Here is a 19,624-nt window from a genome sequence, read left to right as displayed (position 1 = left end):
AAACCGAGGGGTCTCCGGCCTACGCGCCGCCCAGGGTACAGCCTCCGCTCTGATTGTCCCATTCCTTCTGAACAAGGTAGCGATGTCCGTTCCAGGTCACGTTGCCGCCGTCGGAGCCGGTCGGCCCGAACTCCCACGAGCACTTGTCGCCGATCTCGCTTCCCTGGCTATCGTACCAGGCGTTGAGCAGCGGATCGGTCGCACCTTCCATCTGCTCGTGGGAAGTCACATTGATGCTGCTGTCGGCATCGCTATCGTGATTAGGCGATGAGGAGAGGCCGCAAGCCTGACGATCGCTGCCTGTATAGGGGATGACGGCGTAGATGATCTCCTTATCAAAGTAACCGTGATAGGCGCAAAAACTAGAGAAGCTGCAGAAGTTGTTGTAGCAGATGTTTTCTCCTCGGGCCGTAAAGACAAAGAACATATGGGAGAGGGAGGCGGTCCAGCCCTGGATCTGCAGCGCGCGTCTGATCTCCTCCTGAATCTGGGCATCGCTCAGGGTTGGGGCTGGATAAGGGCGGCGGTCGATCCAGGAGCCACCAAAGGTAGCGCCGGTAGGAGCCTGGCCGCTGCCATCGGGGTATTGCCCGTTGTTACGATAGAGGGCCGAATTGCCCACATCCTGGAAGTAGCGTTCGATCAACTGGTGATAGCTCGCGCTCACCTGGGAGCCAGCCGGTTCCCAGAAGATGGCGTAAGCGGTCATGGTATGGCCCATCACAGGGCCATCGTGATAAAGCAAGTTGTGGCTGGTGGACTGTGGCCTGGTCGTCCGGGGGGAGCGTATTCCCAGAGGGTGCCAGCCACTGAGTGGACGGGCGGCCCCGAGCGCAGCCGAAGGAGAGAGGGGCCAGGAGAAGCAGATCCCTGGCCAGAGGCTCACTATCCCCCAGACGGCGAGCAACCCGAGTAGTTGGGGCTGCCAGCAGGGCCGGTTCTGTCGCCATCGCATGGTGCCAGTGAACAACAACATTCTTCCTCCTTGTGTACTCTTAACTGCTGCAACTCCGGAAAGGCGTTCCCGTGAGAGGTGGCTTGGAAGCAGACAGGCGAGCCAGTGAAGGTTGCTCAGGGAGTGAGTATAGTCCTGGAGGCTGCGCGCCTGCTTTGTTTGCCCTTCGCAGGCTGGTGGCGGAACCTATCGGCTGGTCGGCCACAGCCATTCTTACCTGCTCAGGGTTGTCTTAGGCAAGACCGGGGCCGCTCCAGAGGCTCTCAGAAGGTAGCACGTAGGGAGCGAACCGTCAAAGAGCCGGTGGGTGGGCGTCTATACTAGCGAGCGTTGCTCTGCCGGGGACCAGAGCGAGGTCAGCCTAAAGCGGAGCAGTAGATCGTCTGCCACTTTTGACCCCCGCCCATCTGGCATGTCAGTATGCTCATAGAGGTAAGCTATGGTCATAGAGTTAGAGACGCGCATCACCGAAGTCACTGTCTACAACGATCGGGCCCTGGTCCGGCGCCAGGGGAGCCTGGCCCTGGAAGCTGGCGAGCACGAGCTGCGGATCAACTATCTGCCCCCCTTTCTCAAGGACTCGCTGAGCGCAAGTGGGAAGGGACCGGCAGGAACGCGCCTGCTCGGGGTTGAAGTCACTACGGCCTTCCTGGCACGTCCACCTGAGCAAGAACTGCTGCGCCTGCAAACGACCTGTGACTTGTTGGCGCGGAAGATCCAGCTTCTGCAAGCCCGCCAGCAGGCCCTTGAGCGGCATCGAAGCTGGGTAGAAGCGTTGGGTGAACAGGCGCCGGTTCTCATTCAGGGCCTGACTCAAGGGCGTCTGCAGCCAGGCGACTACCACAGTCTGTTTGCCAGCCTGCTAGATCAGATTCTTCGAGATGCAGAGGCTTCCCAGGATATCGCAATTCAACTGCAGCAGCTCCAAGAGGAGTTGAAAGCCAGTAAGAGGGAGCTGGAGCGGAAAAGCCTCCACAATGACCCGGATCGTCTGGCCGTGCTTGTGAGTGTGGAATTGCCTCGGGCCGGCGAGTTAACGCTGGGGCTAAGCTACCTGGTCGAAAGAGCTGCCTGGCGTCCTGGCTACGATGCCCGCCTCTCTTTTGGGGAGAGCAGTCAGGAGAACGGTGGTCAAGAAAACACCCTCGAACTGACCTGCATTGGCCTGGTAGAGCAACAGAGCGGTGAAGACTGGCATGAGGTAGCGCTGGCGCTCTCGACGGCACGCCCGGCCCGGGCCACGGTCTTGCCCGAGCTGAAGCCCTGGTACCTGGACACTTTCCAGCCAGTCTTGTCGCCCTATATGTCGGCTCCCCCGATGGGGGCACCGTCTATGATGAACTCCCAGCCCGGTAGGCGGCAGCCGTGGGCCTTGCTGCCTACCTCAGCCGGTGCCCTGCCAGCCCCAGGGAGTTCGGCTGAAGAAGAAGAAGAAAAAGCAACGACCAGCCAGGAAGAAGTGGTCGAGCCGAGTGCGGAGATCGAGCAGCGTGCCACGGCCCTGGTCTATCGCTGCGGTCACTCTATCAACATTCCCTCCGATGGCTCACCTCATCGCACCCTCGTCGCTCAATATCGGCTGCCCTGCCGGCTTGAAGTGATGGCCATTCCCGCCTTGGAGGAAGCGGCCCACCTGCGCGCCACTATTGAGAATAGCAGCGGCGGCGTCCTGCTCAAGGGCCAGGCCAACATCTTTGTCGATAGCGAGTACGTCGGGACCACCGAGATCGACCTGACCGCCCCAGGGCAGACCTTTCACCTCTTCCTCGGCCTCGATGATGCGGTACGTGTGCGGCGCAAACTGATCGAGCGGACAGTTGAGCAGGTGGGTCTCTTGCAAGGGAGCGTGCGGCGCATCACCTACGCCTACCGCATCACTGTTGAGAACTTTGCCCAGACAGAGCGTCAGGTCATCATCATGGATCGTCTCCCTCTCTCGCGTCACGAGCGCATCAAAGTGCGGATCGCTTCCCTGCAGCCTGAGCCACAAGAGCGCAGTAAGCTGGAGCAGCTTACCTGGCGCTTCACTCTGCCCCCTGGCGGTACGCAGCAGATAGAGGAGCGCTTCGTCGTCGAGCATCCGCGTGACCTGCGCGTCACTGGCCTGCCCTGATGCCCGTTGGGGCCAGGCCAGTGCGCGCAGGGGTCCCATTTACTGAGGAGCCGGCAGAGCTGCATAGGCTTTACAGATTCAGTGCTGCACTTGGGCGATATCGAATGGTGAGGAAAAATGCTATAATAACACAGGGTTACACTATCTGAAGAACCTGATCGGCTCCCCTGTCAGCCGGAGTGCTCACTAAGGGGGGGTCTCCCCAGGTCACCCTGGAGATGGCCATCGGGCCGGAAGGAGACCACATGCGCGAACTGATTACCCTGCGTATCAATGGTGAACGCTACGAGGTGGCGGTGTTGCCTCATCGGACCCTGTTAGAGGTCCTGCGTGAGGATCTCGGGCTGACCGGCACGAAGCACGGCTGTGAGCTAGGCGAGTGTGGTGCCTGCACCGTGCTCCTCGATGGCGTGCCGGTTCTGGCCTGCCTGACCCTACCGCTAGAGGTCCAGGATTGCGAAATTACGACCATTGAGGGGCTAGAGGAACATGGCAGGCTACATCCACTTCAGGAGACATTCGCCGAGCTAGGGGCGGCTCAATGCGGCTATTGTACTCCAGGCATGTTACTCTCGGCAGTAGCCCTTCTCCGTCAGAATCCCCATCCGACGCGCGAAGAGATCAAACAGGCCCTTTCTGGGAATCTCTGCCGCTGCACCGGATACACAAAGATCTACGAAGCGATCGAGGCTGCGGCGGAGCGACTGGCCTCCGTACAGACGGGTGAGCGGCAGCCCGATACGGCTCTGCACTCCTGAAGGCCTCCTGACCGGAGCGGTGCTGATCTGGTCTGCTATCGTCTGCTCAGCACCGGTACGCGAGCGAGCGAGCAAGCGAGAGAGAGGAGAAGCTTATGGACGAATGGCGGCGTCTGCAAGCGCGCAAAGCGGGTCCCTACAAAGTGGTGGGTACGCCTCGGCCCAAGGTTGATGCCTATAGCGCCGTCACTGGACGGGCCATTTATGCCGATGACATCATGCTTCCGCGTATGCTCTATGGGGGCCTACTGCGCTCGCCTCATCCCCACGCGCGCATTATCTCGATCAACACTCGGAAGGCGCGCGAGCTGCCGGGTGTACTCGCCATCATTACCGGCGAGGACCTGCCCTGCAAGTACGGCATTCTGCCCTCGAGTCAGGACGAAACGGCGCTGGCCATTGACAAAGTGCGCTATGTTGGCGACCCGGTGGCCGCCGTGGCTGCCGTTGACCCAGACACCCTAGAGCAGGCTCTCCGTCTGATCGAAGTCGAGTACGAGCTTTTGCCTGCCCTCATGAGCATCGATGAAGCCCTGGCTCACCCCGATATCAAGATCCACGAGGAGGCGCGCAACGGGAACATTCACAAGGCCGTCTCCTATGAATTCGGGGAGGTTGAAGCTGGCTTTGCCGCTGCCGACTACGTACGCGAGGACTGGTTTTACTATGAGGGCAACAACCATGTCCCTATCGAGACCCATGCCTGCGTAGCGCGCTGGGAGCCGAACCCTCATGATCCTGTTGGGGGGAAGCTGACCCTCTGGTCCTCAACCCAGACCCCTCACTATGTGCATCGCGAGGTCAGCAAGGTCCTGGGCATTCCGCCCTCTCATCTGCGCGTGATTGCCCCCCACGTTGGCGGTGGCTTCGGTGGCAAGAGTGATCCCTTCTCGCATGAGATTTGTGCCTGTGAGCTGGCGCGGCGCACCGGGCGGCCTGTCAAGATCACCTGTACGCGCGAAGAAGTCTTTCTGATCCATCGCGGGCGTCACCCCGTCAAAATGTGGATCAAGACGGGAGTCAAGCGTGACGGGACGATCACAGCCATGCATTTCCGCTCTTTCCTTGATGGGGGGGCCTATGGCTCCTACGGCGTGGCCACGACCTACTACACGGGTGCCCTTCAGCCGGTCACCTATGCTCTGCCTGCCTACAAATTTGAAGGCATGCGCGTTTTCACCAACAAGCCGCCCTGTGGTCCCAAGCGTGGCCACGGCACACCCCAGCCGCGCTTCGCCGTCGAGGTGCACCTCGACAAAATCGCCTCCGACCTCGGACTGGATCCGGTCGAGCTGCGCAAGCGTAACCTGGTGCGGCCCTATAGCCGAACCATCAACGGCCTGCGCATCACGAGCTGTGCCCTTGAAGAGTGCCTGGACCAGGTCGTTGCCCGCTCCGGTTGGCGGGAATTTCAAGCCACCCGTCCGGCGCGTGAGGCGGAGGCGGCCCGTCGATCCTCGTCCGTGCGCTACGGCATGGGCCTGGCCATCTCGACCTATATCTGTGGGGCTGGCAAGCCAATCTACTGGAACGACATGCCTCACTCCGCCGTCCAGATTCGCCTCGACCGAGGAGGAGGAGTCGCCGTCTACTGCGGCGCCACCGATATCGGTCAGGGCTCAACCTCGATCCTTGCCTATATCGTGGCCGAGGAGCTGGGGGTTGAACCGGAGCGCATCCACCTCGAAACCGCTGATACCACCCTGACGCCAGTCGATCTCGGCTCCTACTCCAGCCGCGTAACCTTCATGGCAGGCAACGCCGCCATTCAGGCGGCCCGGCGGCTGAAAGCCCTCCTTCACAGCGTGGCTGCCGAGCGGCTGCGGGTCCCCGCAGAGCGCCTGGAGAGCGGTGATGGCCTCATCTACTATCTCGAGGACCCCAAGGTGGCCCTCTCCTTTGAGCAGGCTGTCCAACTGGCAGAAGCTCGCTACGGGGCCCTGGTCGCCGCCGGCTCCTACGCACCGCCGGATGACATCCACGGTGACTTCAAAGGAGCGGGCGTTGGTCCTTCGCCCGCCTACTCCTATTCAGCTTGCGTGGCTCTGGTCGCGGTGGATAGCGAAACCGGCGAGGTCAGAGTTGAGAAGCTCTGGCTAGCGCACGATGTAGGTCAGGCGATCAACCCCTTGCTCGTTGCGGGTCAAGTGGAGGGCAGCGCCTACATGGGTTATGGCGAGGCCCTGATGGAGCAGCAGATCTTTCGCAAAGGGCGGCACAAGATCCCTTCGCTTCTGGACTATAAAATTCCCACCACCCTGGATACTCCGGAGATAGAGAGCATCCTGGTGGGCCGTCCTGACGACGAGGGTCCCTTTGGGGCCAAAGAGGCCGGGCAGGGGCCACTACTTCCCGTCATCCCGGCCATTGCCAACGCCATCTATAACGCCGTGGGCATTCGCATCGACGAAGTGCCCATTACGCCAGATAAAGTATTGCGGGCCCTCAAAGCGGCTCATAGCGAGCCTGGTGAGCGTCCGTTGCCTGCGCCCCGTGTCTCGCCTGTTGTTCTCTCTGAGCCGTGGCCGGCGCGGCTCATTCGCTGGTCGCCGGAGCAGCGGCCCAATCCAGCCAACGGCCGCCATCAGCGTCAAAAAGAGGGAGCGACTACTCTCCAGGGGACTGCCACCCCCTCCTCCCAGCTTCCCCAGAAAGGAGGAACTCTCTAAATGCTGCGTCTTCCTCCTTTTCGCTATCTGGCCCCGCGCACGCTCGACGAGGCCATCCGGCTGCTGGCCGAGGAGGGGCCGCAGGCCATGCCCGTGGCTGGCGGAACCGATTTGCTGCCCAATATGAAGCGTCGCCAGTTCACCCCTGCGGCGCTCGTCGGGCTGCGTCACCTTCCCGAACTCAAAGGCATCAGCGGCTCCCCTGAGCTGGGGCTGCGCATCGGAGCAGGTGAAACGCTGACCAGCATTAGCCGCCACCCACTCATTCGCGCCCACTATCCCGCCCTGGCGCTGGCTGCCGCGGCGGTCTCCACACCTCAGTTGCGCAATGTCGGCACGCTTGGCGGCAATATCTTGCTTGATACCCGCTGCAACTATTATAATCAAACGGAGTTCTGGCGCCATTCTATCGGCTATTGCATGAAGCGGGAGGGCAGCATCTGTCTTGTTGCTCCGGGCAGTCCGCGCTGCTGGGCCATTTCCTCGGCGGATACCGTGCCCGTACTCGTGGCCTTGCGAGCGCGGGTACGCCTGGTCAGCGTGCGCGGTGAGCGCGAGATACCCATTCAGGAGCTGTTTCGTGACGATGGCCTGCGACCATATAATCGCGAGGCCGACGAGGTTCTGAGCGAGGTCAGACTGCCTCCCGCGCTCGGCTGGCGCAGCACCTACCTCAAGCTACGCCGACGTGGCTCCTTTGACTTCCCCATTCTCGGTGTGGCCGTGGCCCTGCGCTGTGAGCAGGATGGCCGCATAGGCGAGGCACGCATTGCCCTGGGCGCCGTTGCTTCGCACCCTGTCGAAGCCGAAGAAGCGATGGCCCGCCTCCAAGGGCAGCAGCCAACGCCGGCTCTGCTACAGGAGGTAGCAACCCTGGCAGCGAAGCGCGCCAGGCCACTGGACAATGCCGATCTCACCATTACCTATCGCAAACAGCTCACACCGGTCTACGTGCGCCGGGCACTCGCCCTACTGCTAGGGACAGAACAAGGCAGCCAGGGCGGCGGAGCCGAATAGGCTCGGCTCAGAGCGACCCCTGAAGCGCTCTGCCGTTGCCTCGACGTGTTAGAGCATGAGAAGGCCCCGCCCGTCTGTCTGGTGGGTGAAGGAGAGGGCCATCCTTTGCTCACCGTCTGGAGGCCGCTGGCTCTGTTCGAGAGGCCGGCTGGAAGTCCAGACCAGCCGGCCAGCCAGCCAGGCGCAGCACGAGCCAGGCCGGGCCCCGGAGAAGGTCGCTTGCTGTCGCTGAAGAGAGAGGACACGACAGACAAGCAAGCTGTCTGTAGAGCAACCAACACACCAGTGACCAGAAGAGAAAGGAAAAACAAGAGCTATGGCGTGCTTTCCCACCCGCCGGACAGCTCGGGACTGGGAGTGAAAGGACGTGATTCATGCCTCAATCGAATCATCCACGACTGGAGACTGCTTCGCGTTCGTTGATCGAAGCGCGGCAATTGGCCCGGCTCCAGTTAGGGCTTACGCGCATCTTGCCTCGCAATAGTTTCTACGAGCGGAAATTGCTGGCTAATGGTCAGTCGCTCTCGCTGACCCGCCTGCGCGATCTGGCGCGCCTGCCATTTACGACCAAGCAGGAGCTGCTGGCCGATCAGGAGCAGCATCCGCTCTATGGCGAGAACATGACCTACGCACTCAGCGAATACGTGCGTTACCATCAGACCTCGGGCACCACTGGGCGGCCCTTGCGGGTCCTTGATACGGCTGAGAGCTGGAAGTGGTGGGCCGACTGCTGGAAAACGGTCTATCAGGCGGCGGGCGTCACCCGCGACGACGTTATCTTCATTGCCTTTGGTTTTGGGCCGTTCATTGGCTTCTGGGCGGCCTGTGAGGGGGCCAAAAATCTGGGAGCCTTGGTAGTTCCTGGTGGGGGTATGGACTCACTGCAGCGCCTGCGCATGATGCAGGACGTACAGGCGACCGTTTTAGTCTGTACCCCAAGCTATGCCCTGCGCCTGGCAGAGGTGGCCCGAGAGGAGGGCATCGATCTGCACAAGCTGAAAGTGCGCGTTACTATCCACGCGGGCGAGCCGGGGGCCTCGATTCCGGCCACGCGCCGGCGCATCGAAGAGGCCTGGGGAGCCAAAGCCTACGATCATGCTGGCATGTCCGAAATGGGTGCCTACGGCTTTACCTGCGAGCAGCAACACGGCCTGCATGTCAATGAAGGCGAGTTTATCGCTGAAATTCTCGACCCCCGCTCTGGCCAGCCTGTGCCGGTAGGCGAAGTTGGCGAGCTGGTACTGACGAACCTGGGGCGCTGGGGCAACCCTGCCCTGCGCTACCGCACAGGTGATCTGGTGCGCAATGGGGGCTATAGCTGCCCCTGTGGCCGCGCTTTCCTGCTCCTACCTGGCGGCATCTTGGGGCGCAGCGATGACATGCTCATTGTGCGCGGCGTCAATATCTATCCTTCGGCCATTGCCGATGTCCTGCATCGCTTTCCCGAAGTTGCCGAGTACCGCATCATCGTCACCAGCAATGGGCCACTAGACGAAGTCGCCCTCCAGGTCGAGTGCCCTCCTGTCGCGGTCGGAGCGATTCAAGAGGCTCTGCGCGCTGCTTTCGGCTTACGTATCCCAGTAGAGGCTGTTCCCGAGGGAAGCCTGCCGCGTTTCGAGCTGAAGGCCAGGCGCGTGGAGGATCGCCGCAAGCGGACGCTCTAGCGTTCTCCCTCTCCTCTTGCATCACTATCTGTCTGGAGCGTATAATGGGAGGATTTGTTCATGTCGTGCTTTTGTTGGCCATTGAAGGAGGAGATCTATGAGTTCGAAGGTCCTGTCACTTGGCCAAACTCTTCCTCCTGCTGACCTCTCGCGTCGGCTTCGCTTCGCCGCCGGAGGGCTGACGATCGCTCCTAACCCGCCGCGGGTCGGCGAGACGGCCACCATCTATCTGCATGTCTGTAACGAGACGGGGGAGCCGCTCCAGGTGCGGAAGATCAGGCCGTCCGTCTACTCCTTTGGGGTGGGCTTTCTCGAATCCGAGCCATTGCCGGAGCAGGGGCCGCTGACCCTGCCTGCAGATCCAACCTGTATCGAGGTCCTAACCTGGCAATGGCTGCCATTGGTCGGCGGCCACCGCTGCCTGCGTGTCGAGCTGGATATCGAGGGCTGGCTACAGCCTTTGATCGTTGGCTGTAACCTGCAGGTCATCGAGGCCGAGGCAGAGAGCTACCGCTGGCGGGTGCCCTTTCTCCTGGCGAATCCCACGAGGAAGGCTCAGCCGCTGCGCCTGCAGCTGCATACCCAGAGCCTGGGCCTGGAGGCGAGAGCTTTCCGCTTCTGGGTAGAGCTGGCCGGAGACGGCAGTCGATGGCCTCTGGGGCGACCGCTCTGGCTGCGTCCTCGTGAGGAGCGTGGAGCCTTTCTACTGATTCGCGCCCATCCCCTGGATGCAGGCGCATTCAGGCTGACCGGCGATATCGAAGCCTGGCTGGGTGGGCAATTCCTGGACGGCATCCGCGTGATTGTCTCTCGTTCAGCGCCCGTCGAGCTGGCGGCCTTGCCCGAGGCGGGGCAGACAGAGGCTATCCTTGTCGCTGGTGGCTGCTCCTGGCCCAGAGGAAACGAGGTTTAGCCTCGCCTGTCGAAGCGGCGGGTTGGCGGCCAGCCTTTTCGCAAGACGACCGGTGGCGCATCCAGTGCACTCAGGCCAGCGAGCCAGCGATAGCCCTGGTCTTGCCCTGCCTGCCTGTGGGCCACCGGTTCTATGCCTTCTCCCCTGGCCTGAGTGGCCTCTGATAGACTCTGCCTGGCGCTCGACCAGGAGAGGGAGGGCGGGCAGGCACAAGCTGAGCAGAAGCCGCGAGGCCAGCATGAGCCATCGACCCGGCAGGGCCAGCCATCTAGCTGTTCAGGCCAAAGGATAAAGCAGCACTCTGTGCGTGCTCTCAGGAAGAGAGGTCTATGCAAAGCGAGCTACCTTCAACAGAAGTGCCGGTGCGATGGGGGATACTTGGCGCAGCCAGTGTGGCTCTCAAGCGCGTGATTCCGGCCATTCAGGCCTCTAGCAGCGCGCAACTGGTGGCCATCGCCAGTCGCGATCCGGAGCGCCTGCGCCTGCTGCTGCCTGTTCCCCCAGCCGTGCGCATCTATGGTGATTATGAGAGCCTTCTGGCCGACGGAGAAGTAGAGGCTCTCTATTTGCCCCTGCCTAACAGTCTGCATGCCGAATGGGGTATTCGGGCCCTCAAGGCTGGCAAGCACGTTCTCTGCGAAAAGCCCCTGGCCCTCACTGTTGAGCAGGGCCTGAGTCTGCTCCAGACCGCTCGTGCCCAGGGCCGGCTCCTCATGGAAGCCTTCATGTATCGCTTTCATCCTCAAATGCTCTGGGTCATGGAGCAGATCAGCGAGGGCCTCATCGGGGCCGTCAAGTTTGTGCGCTCCTCCTTCTATTTCGACCTGCGTAGCCGTCCTCGCGACATTCGCCTGCAGGCCACGCTTGGCGGAGGCTCGCTCGTCGATGTGGGCTGCTACTCGCTCAATCTCTGCCGCGCAATCTATGGTCGGGCGCCGCTGGCTGTGGGGGCGCGTGTCTACGTCCCTGCGCGCGGAGAAGTTGAGCGTGCTGTGGTGGCCTTTCTCGACTTTGGGGAAGGGCGCTTTGCCCTCATCGATAGCAGCTTCGAGCTGCCTACCCGTCAGCTAGCCGAAATCGTCGGAGAGAACGGAACCCTCCTGCTCAACGGTCCCTTCACACCTGGTCAGGTAGAAACCACCGTAACCCTGACCGTAGGGGAGCAGATCGTCGTTCGCCGCTTCCCGCCCACCGATCCCTATCGCCTGGAGATTGAACATTTTGGAAGCTGCTTGCGTACAGGCCGTCCTCCCTTGCTGCAGCTTGAAGAATCCCTGGAAAATCTGGCCACCATCGAGGCTATCTATCGCTCCGCCGGCTACCAGTGGCCCCTGAGCTAGGGAGAAGCCTCTTGGCCTCCGCGATTTTCCTGGTGGGGAAGCAGCCTCGCGCCAGCCTGGCCCTGCGGCGACTGACTGCCGGCATGTGATATGATGCTCTCTACGAGGGCAAGCCTACTCAGGCGTAATCTGATAGAAGGGACGAGCAAGCGTGAGTCGTGTTGAATTTGGCTTAATGCTTCAAATGATGCAGCGTCCCCCATTGGAGGCGGACGAGCTATGGGACTATAATCAGCGTCTGATTCAGGCGGCGGAGGGATTCAGCACTATTTGGGTTGAGGATCACTTTGACTGGGGAGAGGCAGCCGTCATGGAGTGCTTCTCAACCATGTGTTACGTAGCGGCCCGCTATCCCCATCTGAAGGTCGGCTCGCTGGTCCTTGGTCAGGGATACCGCAACCCGGCTCTGCTGGCCAAGATGGCCGCCAACCTGCAACTGATGTCCGGTGGGCGACTGATCCTTGGCCTTGGCGCCGGCTGGCAGGAACACGAATATCGTTCCTATGGATATCACTTTCCACCGGTTAAAGAGCGGATGGAGCAGTTGGAGGAGGCGATTCACATCTTGCGGCTCTTGTGGCAAGGTGGCCCGGCTACCTTTGTCGGGCGACACTATCGCATTGAAGAGGCCCACTGTCTGCCGGCACCGCGGCAGCCGATCCCCCTTCTCATAGGTGGAGGTGGCGAGCAGCGCACTCTGGCCATAACCGCGCGCTATGCCGACCTGTGGAACTTCAATTCCTGCACGCTCGAAGAATACAGCCGCAAGCTGGCCATATTGCACCAACATTGTCAACGCCTCGGGCGCAATCCCGCCGAGATTACTCTAACCTACCTCAGCACAGCTAGCGTCGCGGACGATCCCACCCTCGTCGCCCGCGACCCCAAAAAGCACTTCATCGCGGGCAGTCCCGCCGAAGTCATTCGCGAGCTAGAGCAGTTTATCGAGGTCGGCGTCTCCCACTTCATCTTTCGCTTCCTGGATATTCCCTCACTGGAGCGCTTCGCGCGTAGCGTCGTGCCACATTTCCGCTGAAGTCAGCCAGCCATGGGCAGCGGAAGCGGAAGGCCCCTCTCCAGGCAGAGTAAGAGGCGACAAGCCGGTCCCCACTCCGCAGCGATGTCCCCTCGTCTTGTGCAAACGAGCGGCGGCGGGAGTGAGGACCGGCCTGCTGCCCTATCTTCTTTTCCTTTTCTTCCCTGATCCCTCCAACAATCAAGATGCGCCAGCTCAGAGCCGGCTCCTCCCGCCGTCGGATCGGACGCTAGGCCGCTGGCCGCCGCTACCTAACGGACCAGCTCGGCTGCCGAGGGCTTCAGCACCTCGGCCCTGGGCAAAGCTCGCGAAAGAATCACGCCCGTGTTCAGACCGACCGTGTGCAGGCCGCCGAAGAAGCGCGCATGTTCCATCTTAATGCACTTATTCTGAACAAAAATCAACCCGGCCTCCTGGGCCAGGCGCCCAGCCTCATCGTTGCGAATGCCGAGCTGGAGCCAGAGCACCTTAGCCCCGATGCGAATCGCCTCCTCGGCGATAGGCAAAACATCCTCTGGCTTACGGAAGACATCTACCACCTCGATCGTCTCGCCGGCCTCTCGAGCCTCTGTCAGGGAAGCGTAGACCCGCTTTCCGAGGATCGTCTGCCCGGCGTAGCGAGGATTCACCAGAACGATATGGTAGCCCTCCGCCTGGAGATAGATGGCTACAAAATGGCTGGGACGATAGGGATCAGCCGAGATGCCAACGATGGCCACATGGCGATACGTCTGAAGAAGCTTCAGACGATCGTACATATCAGGAGCATACTGCATCATAAAACGCTGGACCTCATCCTTCTCAAGACAATTGCAACTTTTGCCGGCTTTGTCTGTCGTGCTGCGGTCAAAGAAGCGCAGCAGGCAGCGGCTCAGAGCCGGGGCATGCCCCCCTTTATTGTACTGCAGTGGACAGGGAGACTGCATGTAGTTGCCATGTCTGCCGCCAGCGGACCACCGGGCAACGAGGCCCATGTGATACCATACTTAGAAGAGAAGCGTTCGTCGGCTCGCCCACTGCTCCCGCCTCTGGCCCAGCCAGACAGGAGACTTTGCCTGTCTGACCTCATCTGCGCTGGCCGATGAACGCTAGCCTGCGCGAGCACTATAGCAAGCAGCCTACACGAGAGAAGAGGGGAATAGAGGATGCCAGAAATTGACGGCGATCACGTCTTTGGCTTCAACACCCTGTCTGTCCATGCCGGTCAGCGGCCCGATCCGACCACCGGCGCCAGGGCGGTGCCAATCTATCAAACCACCTCCTTTGTCTTCGATGACACCGATCACGCCGCCCATCTTTTTGCCTTGCAGCGCTTTGGCAACATCTACACACGGATCATGAATCCCACCACGGCGGCCTTTGAAGAGCGTATCGCCGCCCTGGAGGGAGGCACCGGAGCCGTGGCTACCGCCTCGGGCATGGCGGCCCAGATGGTCACCATGCTGACGCTCCTGCGACCCGGAGACGAGCTAGTCTCATCGAGTAGCCTCTACGGAGGGACACATACCCAGTTCGACATCACCCTGCGCACCTGGGGGATCAACACCATCTTTGTCGATAGCAGTGATCCCGAGAACTACCGGCGAGCCATCACCCCGCGTACACGCGCCCTCTATGGGGAGACCATCGGCAACCCGCGCGGTGACGTACTCGACATCAAGGCTGTAGCCGACATTGCTCATGAGGCCGGCCTGCCGCTCATTGTCGACAACACCTTTGCCACTCCCTATCTCTGCCGTCCCTTCGAGCACGGAGCCGATATCGTAGTGCACTCAGCTACCAAATTCATCGGAGGACATGGCAACTCCATAGCCGGCGTCCTCGTCGAATCCGGGAAATTCCCCTGGGACAACGGCAAATTCCCCCACATTGTCGACCCCTCACCGGGCTATCATGGGGTTCGCTTCTACGAAACCTTCGGCGACTTCGCCTTCGTCATGAAGGCCCGCTGTGAGACCCTGCGCGACACCGGCCCCTGCTTGAGTCCCTTCAACGCCTTCTTGCTGCTGCAGGGCCTGGAAACGCTCTCTTTGCGCATGGAACGTCATTGCCAGAACGCTCTCCGCGTTGCTCAGTTTCTCAGTGAACACCCGGCCGTCAGTTGGGTGAACTACCCGGGCTTGCCCGACAGCCCCTACTATGAGCTGGCCAGGCGCTATTTGCCGCGTGGCGCCGGGGCAATCTTTACCTTTGGTGTCAAAGGCGGCTACGAGGCTGGCAAGGCCGTCATCAACAATGTACGCCTCTTCTCCCACCTGGCCAACGTGGGGGACACGCGCAGCTTGATCATTCATCCGGCCAGCACCACTCATCAGCAGCTCTCAGAAGAGGACCAGCTAGCCGGCGGCGTCACACCCGATATGATCCGTGTCTCCATCGGCATCGAGGATATTGAAGACATTCTGTGGGACCTCGATCGGGCCTTGCATGCCGCCATGAAGGTGGCCTGAGAAAGAGAGGAAGCCTTTCCCTAGAGCTGTCCTTCCTGGCTGCCGCTCCAGATTTCCGGCACCGGCAGATATCACCGTCTGGCACAGCCTGCGCCTGCCGGTGCCGTTTTCTCCCCTAAAGCCAGCCCGGCCTCGCCTCACCCTTCCTTTCCTTTCTCCCTCACCGGGGTAAGCCCTTGCTCCCAGCCCCCGCCTCCGCGCTGCCTGCGTCTCACCAATAAGCATTTATATATTCATATCACTCAACATTACAATGTATTCATAAATTATCACAATGCAGATTCTTTATTGACATCAATGGGAAAGCGTGTTATATTTTTCCACGCTTCGATAGGAGAAGGTACTCGCTTGGGTGCCTTCAGGAGTATCGTGCAGTCTGTTCGCCTGTAGTCAGGGCGAGAGGGGACTGCGCAACATCTTACAGGTGTCAAGTGGAGGAAGGCATTGCGAAGAAAAGCTTCCTTGATTTTGGCGGCATGTGTACCGTTAGCGCTGGTGATAGCTTTGTTGAGTCTGGGACTTTCGCAGCTTGTGGGGGCGCGGGCCTGGCATACGAGCTGTAAGTCGACGGGCTTTAGCTGGCATGGAGTCACTCTGACGGCGGCGCTGGTCAACCCTTCGACCACGGTCACGGGAGTGGTCAACGCGACGGGCTGTGACGTTGGGGTCTTTTTCAGCAGCGGCGTGACCGGTTCCATCGTCAATGCAGATATTTACGGCGCTCTGGACTTTGGGGTCTTGAACGTCGGGGCCAATGTGACGATCAAGCAGTCGCGTATTCATGACATTGGCGATGTCCATCTGAGCAACGTTCATGTTGGTGTGGGCATCTACTTTGCCAATGACAGCCACGCCTGCGGGACCATCGAGGGGAACACCATTACCCACTATCTGCGCTCGGGCGTCATCATCGCCGGGCCGTCGGACAGCGCCGTGGTGACCAACAACATCCTGATTGGGCTGGGACCGATTTCCTTCGTGGCCCAGACCGGGATTCAGGTTGTCGGTGGGGCGCATGTCACTCTGAGCGGCAACCGCATCTCGGCCAATATTTACGTTGGTAGCCAGCCGGGGGTGGCGGCCGGCATCGCCGTGGTTGGAGGCTCCTGCTATGGTCTGCCCCTGACGCTGGGCCTGGAACTGAGGTCGAACGTCCTGCAGGATAACGATATTGGCATCTGGATCTCCGAGCTGAACAGCGGGGCGCGTCAGGGCCTCTGCGTCGCGGCTCGCACGGCTACCCATATCGTCCTGGTCAGCAATACCATTAGCAATGCCCGCATTCTCAACATCAGCGGTGCCGCGGGCCAGGCCTATCAGGCAGGAATTACCATTCAGGGCAGCGGAGTCAGCATTGTGAGCAATACGATCTGTGGCGCCGGCTATCTGGCTACCACTCATGCCACCGTCGCCGGCTATATCTACCCGATCGATCTGGTGCTGGCCACCGACCTGAAGCTGAGCGGCAATACGGCCTGTGGTGGCTCGGCCCTCAATCTCTCTTTGGGTCTTGGTACGACAACCGATATTCAGAGTCGCTTGCTGGTGGCTTTAGTGCTCTAAGCCCTTGCTTCGCTAGAGACAAAGGGAGCCTCTGGCCTGGGCTTCCTGGGCTTCCTCGGCTGACCCTGACGGTGCCTCGCCACGGCAGAGGTCGGGAAGAGGCCAACCGTCAGGGGCCTTGGCCTCTCCGCCTTGCTCTGGCTGCTTCCACGGCCGCTGTGGCGAGCCTGTCAGGGCAGGGCAGCATGAGCAAAGCATCACCCACCAGCCAGGCTGGCATTCAGGCTGAGACCAACCGCACGAAGGGGTCATACAGCGAAAGAGACCTTGAGGAGGCAGCCACCGCTGCTGGTCCAGGAAGAGGGCAAGAGGCAGCATAAGAAGCAAGATCCCTATCAGGCTCAGCGATCCAGCTGATCCGGCTGACTCTTTAGAATCCTCCTGGTTCTCTGGTGGCCTTGTCATCTCAATTGCTCCTTCAGTGGGCGGGCGACGTCCTCCGCTCCAACCCAATAGCTCACTGCCCTGGTGTAGGGCTATCCGGTGTGGCGGAGGCGTCGCCTTTTCTCTTCTCTGCCTGGCCCGGCCCTGGCTGCTTTCACTTGCCGGCTCGCCCTCTCCCTTCGCTTCCCATGACAGCCAGGTCGAGTTTGTGCTACACTGTCTGCGGACTATCTTCTCGTCAGTAGCTGCTTTTTCCCCAGGAGGAAGGGAGAAGCCCTGTCTGGTTCAAGCGCTTTCCCTTCCTTAACCTGTTTCTGTAGCAGAGTGAGTGAGTGAGTGAGCAATGACCCAGACGGCTGAATACAAAGCCATTGGCAAACCCTTTCAGCGCCCAGACGCGCCCGCCAAGGTCACCGGGCAAGCACGCTATGCTGGCGACATCCCCGTGCCTGGCAGGCTGCTCTATGCTCGGCCCGTCCTTAGCCCTTATGCCCATGCGCGCATCGTCAACATTGAGGTTAGCCAGGCGCTGGCCATACCAGGCGTCCGTGCTGTGTACACGGGCGAAACCCTACCTCTCGAGGGCTATCATCCTGGTGAGCGTACCAAATCCCCGCTGGCCCGCCAGGAAGTGTTGTGGGCTGGCCATCCGGTAGCTCTTGTCCTGGCTGAGAGTGAGGCGGCAGCCGCCGATGGGGCCGCGGCGGTCGAGGTAGACTACGAGCCATTGCCTGTAGTCGTTGATCCGCTGGCCGCTATGGAGCCGGGCGCTCCTGCGGCGCGCCTTCTGGAGAAGCAACAGGCTGGAGAGATCGCCGGTGGAGAAGCCCATGCTGCTGTTGCTGGAGGAGAAGAGGAAGAAAGCTCAGTGAGCCAGCCTCTTTCCGAGAATGTCTGCGACAGGAGTCATCTCCATCAAGGCCAGATCGAGGCTGGCTGGCGTGAGGCCGAAGTGGTTGTGGAGCGGCGCTATCGGACCAGCGTTGTACACCAGTCCTATCTGGAACCGCAATCGATTACGGTGGTGCCCTCTCCGGACGGAGCACATTACACGGTCTGGGCCAGTGCCCAGGGTCTCTTCACGACCCGTACAGAGATCGCCGAAACCCTGCATCTGCCTGAGCGTCAGATCCATATTGAGTCGGTTCCGATCGGGGGCGCCTTTGGGGGTAAATTCACCCTGCTGGAGCCTCTCGTTGTGGCGGCAGCCAGAGCCAGCCGGCGACCGGTACGCCTGGTACTCACGCGTAGCGAGGATCTTCTAGCGGCTAACCCGGCGCCCCAGGCTATCATCACCGTCAGGCTTGGAGCGAAACGTGATGGCACACTCGTCGCCCTTGAGAGCGAAGTGATCTTCGACAGCGGGGCCTATCCTGGAGCGGCTGCCGGCCTGGCTGGCTTCATTCTTGCCAGCACCTACCGCTGTCCCAACATCGATATTCGCTGCTATGAAGTTCTGACCAACAAGGTCGGTGTGGGAGCCTATCGAGCCCCTGGCGCGCCCCAGGCGACCTTCGCTCTCGAGTCGACCGTCGATGAGCTGTGCGCTGAGCTAGGGATGGACCCCCTGGAGTTCCGTCTCAAGAACTGCCTGCGCGAAGGCGATCCCTCCCTGGATCGGCGGCGTCCTCGCTGGCCGCGCATTGGTCTGCTGGATTGCCTGCAGAAGGTAGGCCAGCATCCGCTGTGGGCGCGGCGCCAGGAGCTGCTGACCCCGCCCCCCGAGCTAAGCGGCTGGAAAGTGGGGATCGGCCTGGCGGTCGGTGGTTGGCCGGGGGGGACCGAGCCAGCGGCGGCGGCCTGCCGGCTTGATCGCGATGGGCGCCTCACGGTGATCGTGGGCACGGTCGATCTGACCGGTACCGACTCGGCACTGACCCTGATTGCCGCTGAGGGGCTGGGCATCGCTCCTGAGCTTGTGCAGATCGAGCATGGCGGCTCCGACAACGTTCCCCACAGCGGCAGCACTGGCGGCAGCAAAATCACCTATACCGTCGGACCTGCCGTGCTGGCCGCCGTGCGCGACGCCCGTCAGCAGATCCTTGAGGTAGCTGCCGAGCTGCTCGAAGCTGCCATTGACGACCTGGAGATCGAGAGGGATCGCGTGGTAGTGCGCGGTGTGCCCGATCGATCCGTTTCCCTTCAGAAGATCGGTCAGGTCACCACGGCCTTTGGTAGCCGCTATCAGCCGATCTATGGCCGTGGGCGCTCGGCCCTTAGCTCCTCGCCCATGTATGCCGCCCACGTAGCACGTGTCGCCGTCGATCCCGAAACAGGCGAGGTACGGGTACTCGACTATCTGGCGGCACAGGATGTTGGTTTCGCCATCAATCCTGCCGAGATCGAGGGCCAGATTCACGGCGGAGTCACCCAGGGCATCGGCTGGGCCCTCTTCGAGGGCTTCGTCTACGATGAGCAGGGGCAACTGCTCACCGCCACGCTGATGGATTACGCCCTGCCCCATAGCACCGACGTGCCCGTCATTACCCCCCTGCTCGTCGAGGTACCATCGGAGCATGGCCCCTTCGGCGCCAAGGGAGTAGGCGAGCCGCCGGTCGTCCCCGTCGCTGCCGCTATCGGCAACGCCATCAAGGCAGCTCTTGGTGTCCGCCTGACCCGGCTGCCTATGACGCCCGAGCGCGTCCTGCAGGCTCTCCAGCAGCAGAAGTAGACCTTCAATTGCTGTGCCCTGGCCGTTGAGAGCCTACTCCAGATCTCGGCAGCCAGAAAGGTGCCTCCCGTTCCCGCCCTTCCTGGATCAG

At 61.1% G+C, this 19,624-nt stretch carries 13 protein-coding genes; 11 read left to right on the top strand and 2 right to left on the bottom strand.

The window, feature by feature from the left end:
* Window positions 1-19: 19 nt before the first annotated feature.
* Entirely contained in the window at window positions 20-976 is a 957-nt protein-coding gene (locus ACFMO7_RS16845; RefSeq protein WP_376796649.1) for a hypothetical protein, read from the bottom strand.
* A gap of 418 nt (window positions 977-1,394) precedes the next feature.
* Between ACFMO7_RS16845 and ACFMO7_RS16840 the strand changes: the two genes are divergently transcribed.
* The 8 genes from ACFMO7_RS16840 (at window position 1,395) to ACFMO7_RS16805 (ending at window position 12,465) form a co-directional block, all read left to right on the top strand.
* Window positions 1,395-3,068, top strand: a complete 1,674-nt coding sequence (locus ACFMO7_RS16840) for a mucoidy inhibitor MuiA family protein (protein WP_376796648.1) — start codon at window positions 1,395-1,397, stop codon at window positions 3,066-3,068.
* Between the two features lie 245 nt (window positions 3,069-3,313).
* Window positions 3,314-3,826 carry a (2Fe-2S)-binding protein gene (locus ACFMO7_RS16835; RefSeq protein ID WP_376796647.1) on the top strand — a complete coding sequence of 171 codons (513 nt, stop codon included), beginning with the start codon at window positions 3,314-3,316 and terminating at the stop codon, window positions 3,824-3,826.
* 95 nt (window positions 3,827-3,921) lie between these two features.
* The gene (locus ACFMO7_RS16830) at window positions 3,922-6,495 is read left to right on the top strand and encodes a xanthine dehydrogenase family protein molybdopterin-binding subunit (protein WP_376796646.1); all 2,574 of its coding nucleotides are present in this window, start codon (window positions 3,922-3,924) and stop codon (window positions 6,493-6,495) included.
* Entirely contained in the window at window positions 6,496-7,512 is a 1,017-nt protein-coding gene (locus ACFMO7_RS16825; RefSeq protein WP_376796645.1) for an FAD binding domain-containing protein, read from the top strand.
* 374 nt (window positions 7,513-7,886) lie between these two features.
* Window positions 7,887-9,176 carry a phenylacetate--CoA ligase family protein gene (locus ACFMO7_RS16820; RefSeq protein WP_376796644.1) on the top strand — a complete coding sequence of 430 codons (1,290 nt, stop codon included), beginning with the start codon at window positions 7,887-7,889 and terminating at the stop codon, window positions 9,174-9,176.
* Window positions 9,177-9,273: 97 nt separating this feature from the next.
* Window positions 9,274-10,089: a hypothetical protein gene (locus tag ACFMO7_RS16815; protein WP_376796643.1), complete on the top strand. Its 816-nt coding sequence runs from the start codon at window positions 9,274-9,276 to the stop codon at window positions 10,087-10,089.
* Between the two features lie 329 nt (window positions 10,090-10,418).
* A complete protein-coding gene (locus tag ACFMO7_RS16810; protein ID WP_376796642.1) occupies window positions 10,419-11,429 on the top strand; it encodes a Gfo/Idh/MocA family protein in 1,011 nt (336 codons plus the stop codon).
* A 151-nt stretch (window positions 11,430-11,580) separates the two neighbouring features.
* Window positions 11,581-12,465, top strand: a complete 885-nt coding sequence (locus ACFMO7_RS16805) for an LLM class flavin-dependent oxidoreductase (RefSeq protein WP_376796641.1) — start codon at window positions 11,581-11,583, stop codon at window positions 12,463-12,465.
* Window positions 12,466-12,716: 251 nt separating this feature from the next.
* Here the strand turns inward: ACFMO7_RS16805 and ACFMO7_RS16800 are convergent, their stop codons facing one another.
* A complete protein-coding gene (locus ACFMO7_RS16800; RefSeq protein WP_376796640.1) occupies window positions 12,717-13,439 on the bottom strand; it encodes a CoA-binding protein in 723 nt (240 codons plus the stop codon).
* Between the two features lie 171 nt (window positions 13,440-13,610).
* Here ACFMO7_RS16800 and ACFMO7_RS16795 point away from each other — a divergent pair, with 171 nt between their 5' ends.
* From ACFMO7_RS16795 to ACFMO7_RS16785, 3 genes are all read left to right on the top strand, one after another.
* Window positions 13,611-14,915, top strand: a complete 1,305-nt coding sequence (locus ACFMO7_RS16795; protein WP_376796639.1) for an O-acetylhomoserine aminocarboxypropyltransferase — start codon at window positions 13,611-13,613, stop codon at window positions 14,913-14,915.
* A gap of 462 nt (window positions 14,916-15,377) precedes the next feature.
* Complete coding sequence (locus ACFMO7_RS16790) at window positions 15,378-16,478, top strand: right-handed parallel beta-helix repeat-containing protein (protein WP_376796638.1); 1,101 nt, start codon at window positions 15,378-15,380, stop codon at window positions 16,476-16,478.
* A 727-nt stretch (window positions 16,479-17,205) separates the two neighbouring features.
* Window positions 17,206-19,533, top strand: coding sequence for a xanthine dehydrogenase family protein molybdopterin-binding subunit (locus ACFMO7_RS16785; RefSeq protein WP_376796637.1), 2,328 nt, complete (start codon window positions 17,206-17,208; stop codon window positions 19,531-19,533).
* Window positions 19,534-19,624 lie beyond the last annotated feature (91 nt).

The organism is Thermogemmatispora sp., from assembly GCF_042408735.1.
In the GTDB taxonomy this organism is placed as follows: Bacteria; Chloroflexota; Ktedonobacteria; order Ktedonobacterales; family Ktedonobacteraceae; genus Thermogemmatispora.
Note: the sequence above shows the minus strand (reverse complement) of the source record. Positions and strands in the feature narration are given on the sequence as shown.

Coding starts and splice junctions, on each gene's coding strand:
- ACFMO7_RS16845 (WP_376796649.1), bottom strand. CDS start 976: ATGTTGTTGTTCACTGGCACCATGCGATGGCGACAGAACCGGCCCTGC.
- ACFMO7_RS16840 (WP_376796648.1), top strand. CDS start 1,395: ATGGTCATAGAGTTAGAGACGCGCATCACCGAAGTCACTGTCTACAAC.
- ACFMO7_RS16835 (WP_376796647.1), top strand. CDS start 3,314: ATGCGCGAACTGATTACCCTGCGTATCAATGGTGAACGCTACGAGGTG.
- ACFMO7_RS16830 (WP_376796646.1), top strand. CDS start 3,922: ATGGACGAATGGCGGCGTCTGCAAGCGCGCAAAGCGGGTCCCTACAAA.
- ACFMO7_RS16825 (WP_376796645.1), top strand. CDS start 6,496: ATGCTGCGTCTTCCTCCTTTTCGCTATCTGGCCCCGCGCACGCTCGAC.
- ACFMO7_RS16820 (WP_376796644.1), top strand. CDS start 7,887: ATGCCTCAATCGAATCATCCACGACTGGAGACTGCTTCGCGTTCGTTG.
- ACFMO7_RS16815 (WP_376796643.1), top strand. CDS start 9,274: ATGAGTTCGAAGGTCCTGTCACTTGGCCAAACTCTTCCTCCTGCTGAC.
- ACFMO7_RS16810 (WP_376796642.1), top strand. CDS start 10,419: ATGCAAAGCGAGCTACCTTCAACAGAAGTGCCGGTGCGATGGGGGATA.
- ACFMO7_RS16800 (WP_376796640.1), bottom strand. CDS start 13,439: ATGGGCCTCGTTGCCCGGTGGTCCGCTGGCGGCAGACATGGCAACTAC.
- ACFMO7_RS16795 (WP_376796639.1), top strand. CDS start 13,611: ATGCCAGAAATTGACGGCGATCACGTCTTTGGCTTCAACACCCTGTCT.
- ACFMO7_RS16785 (WP_376796637.1), top strand. CDS start 17,206: ATGACCCAGACGGCTGAATACAAAGCCATTGGCAAACCCTTTCAGCGC.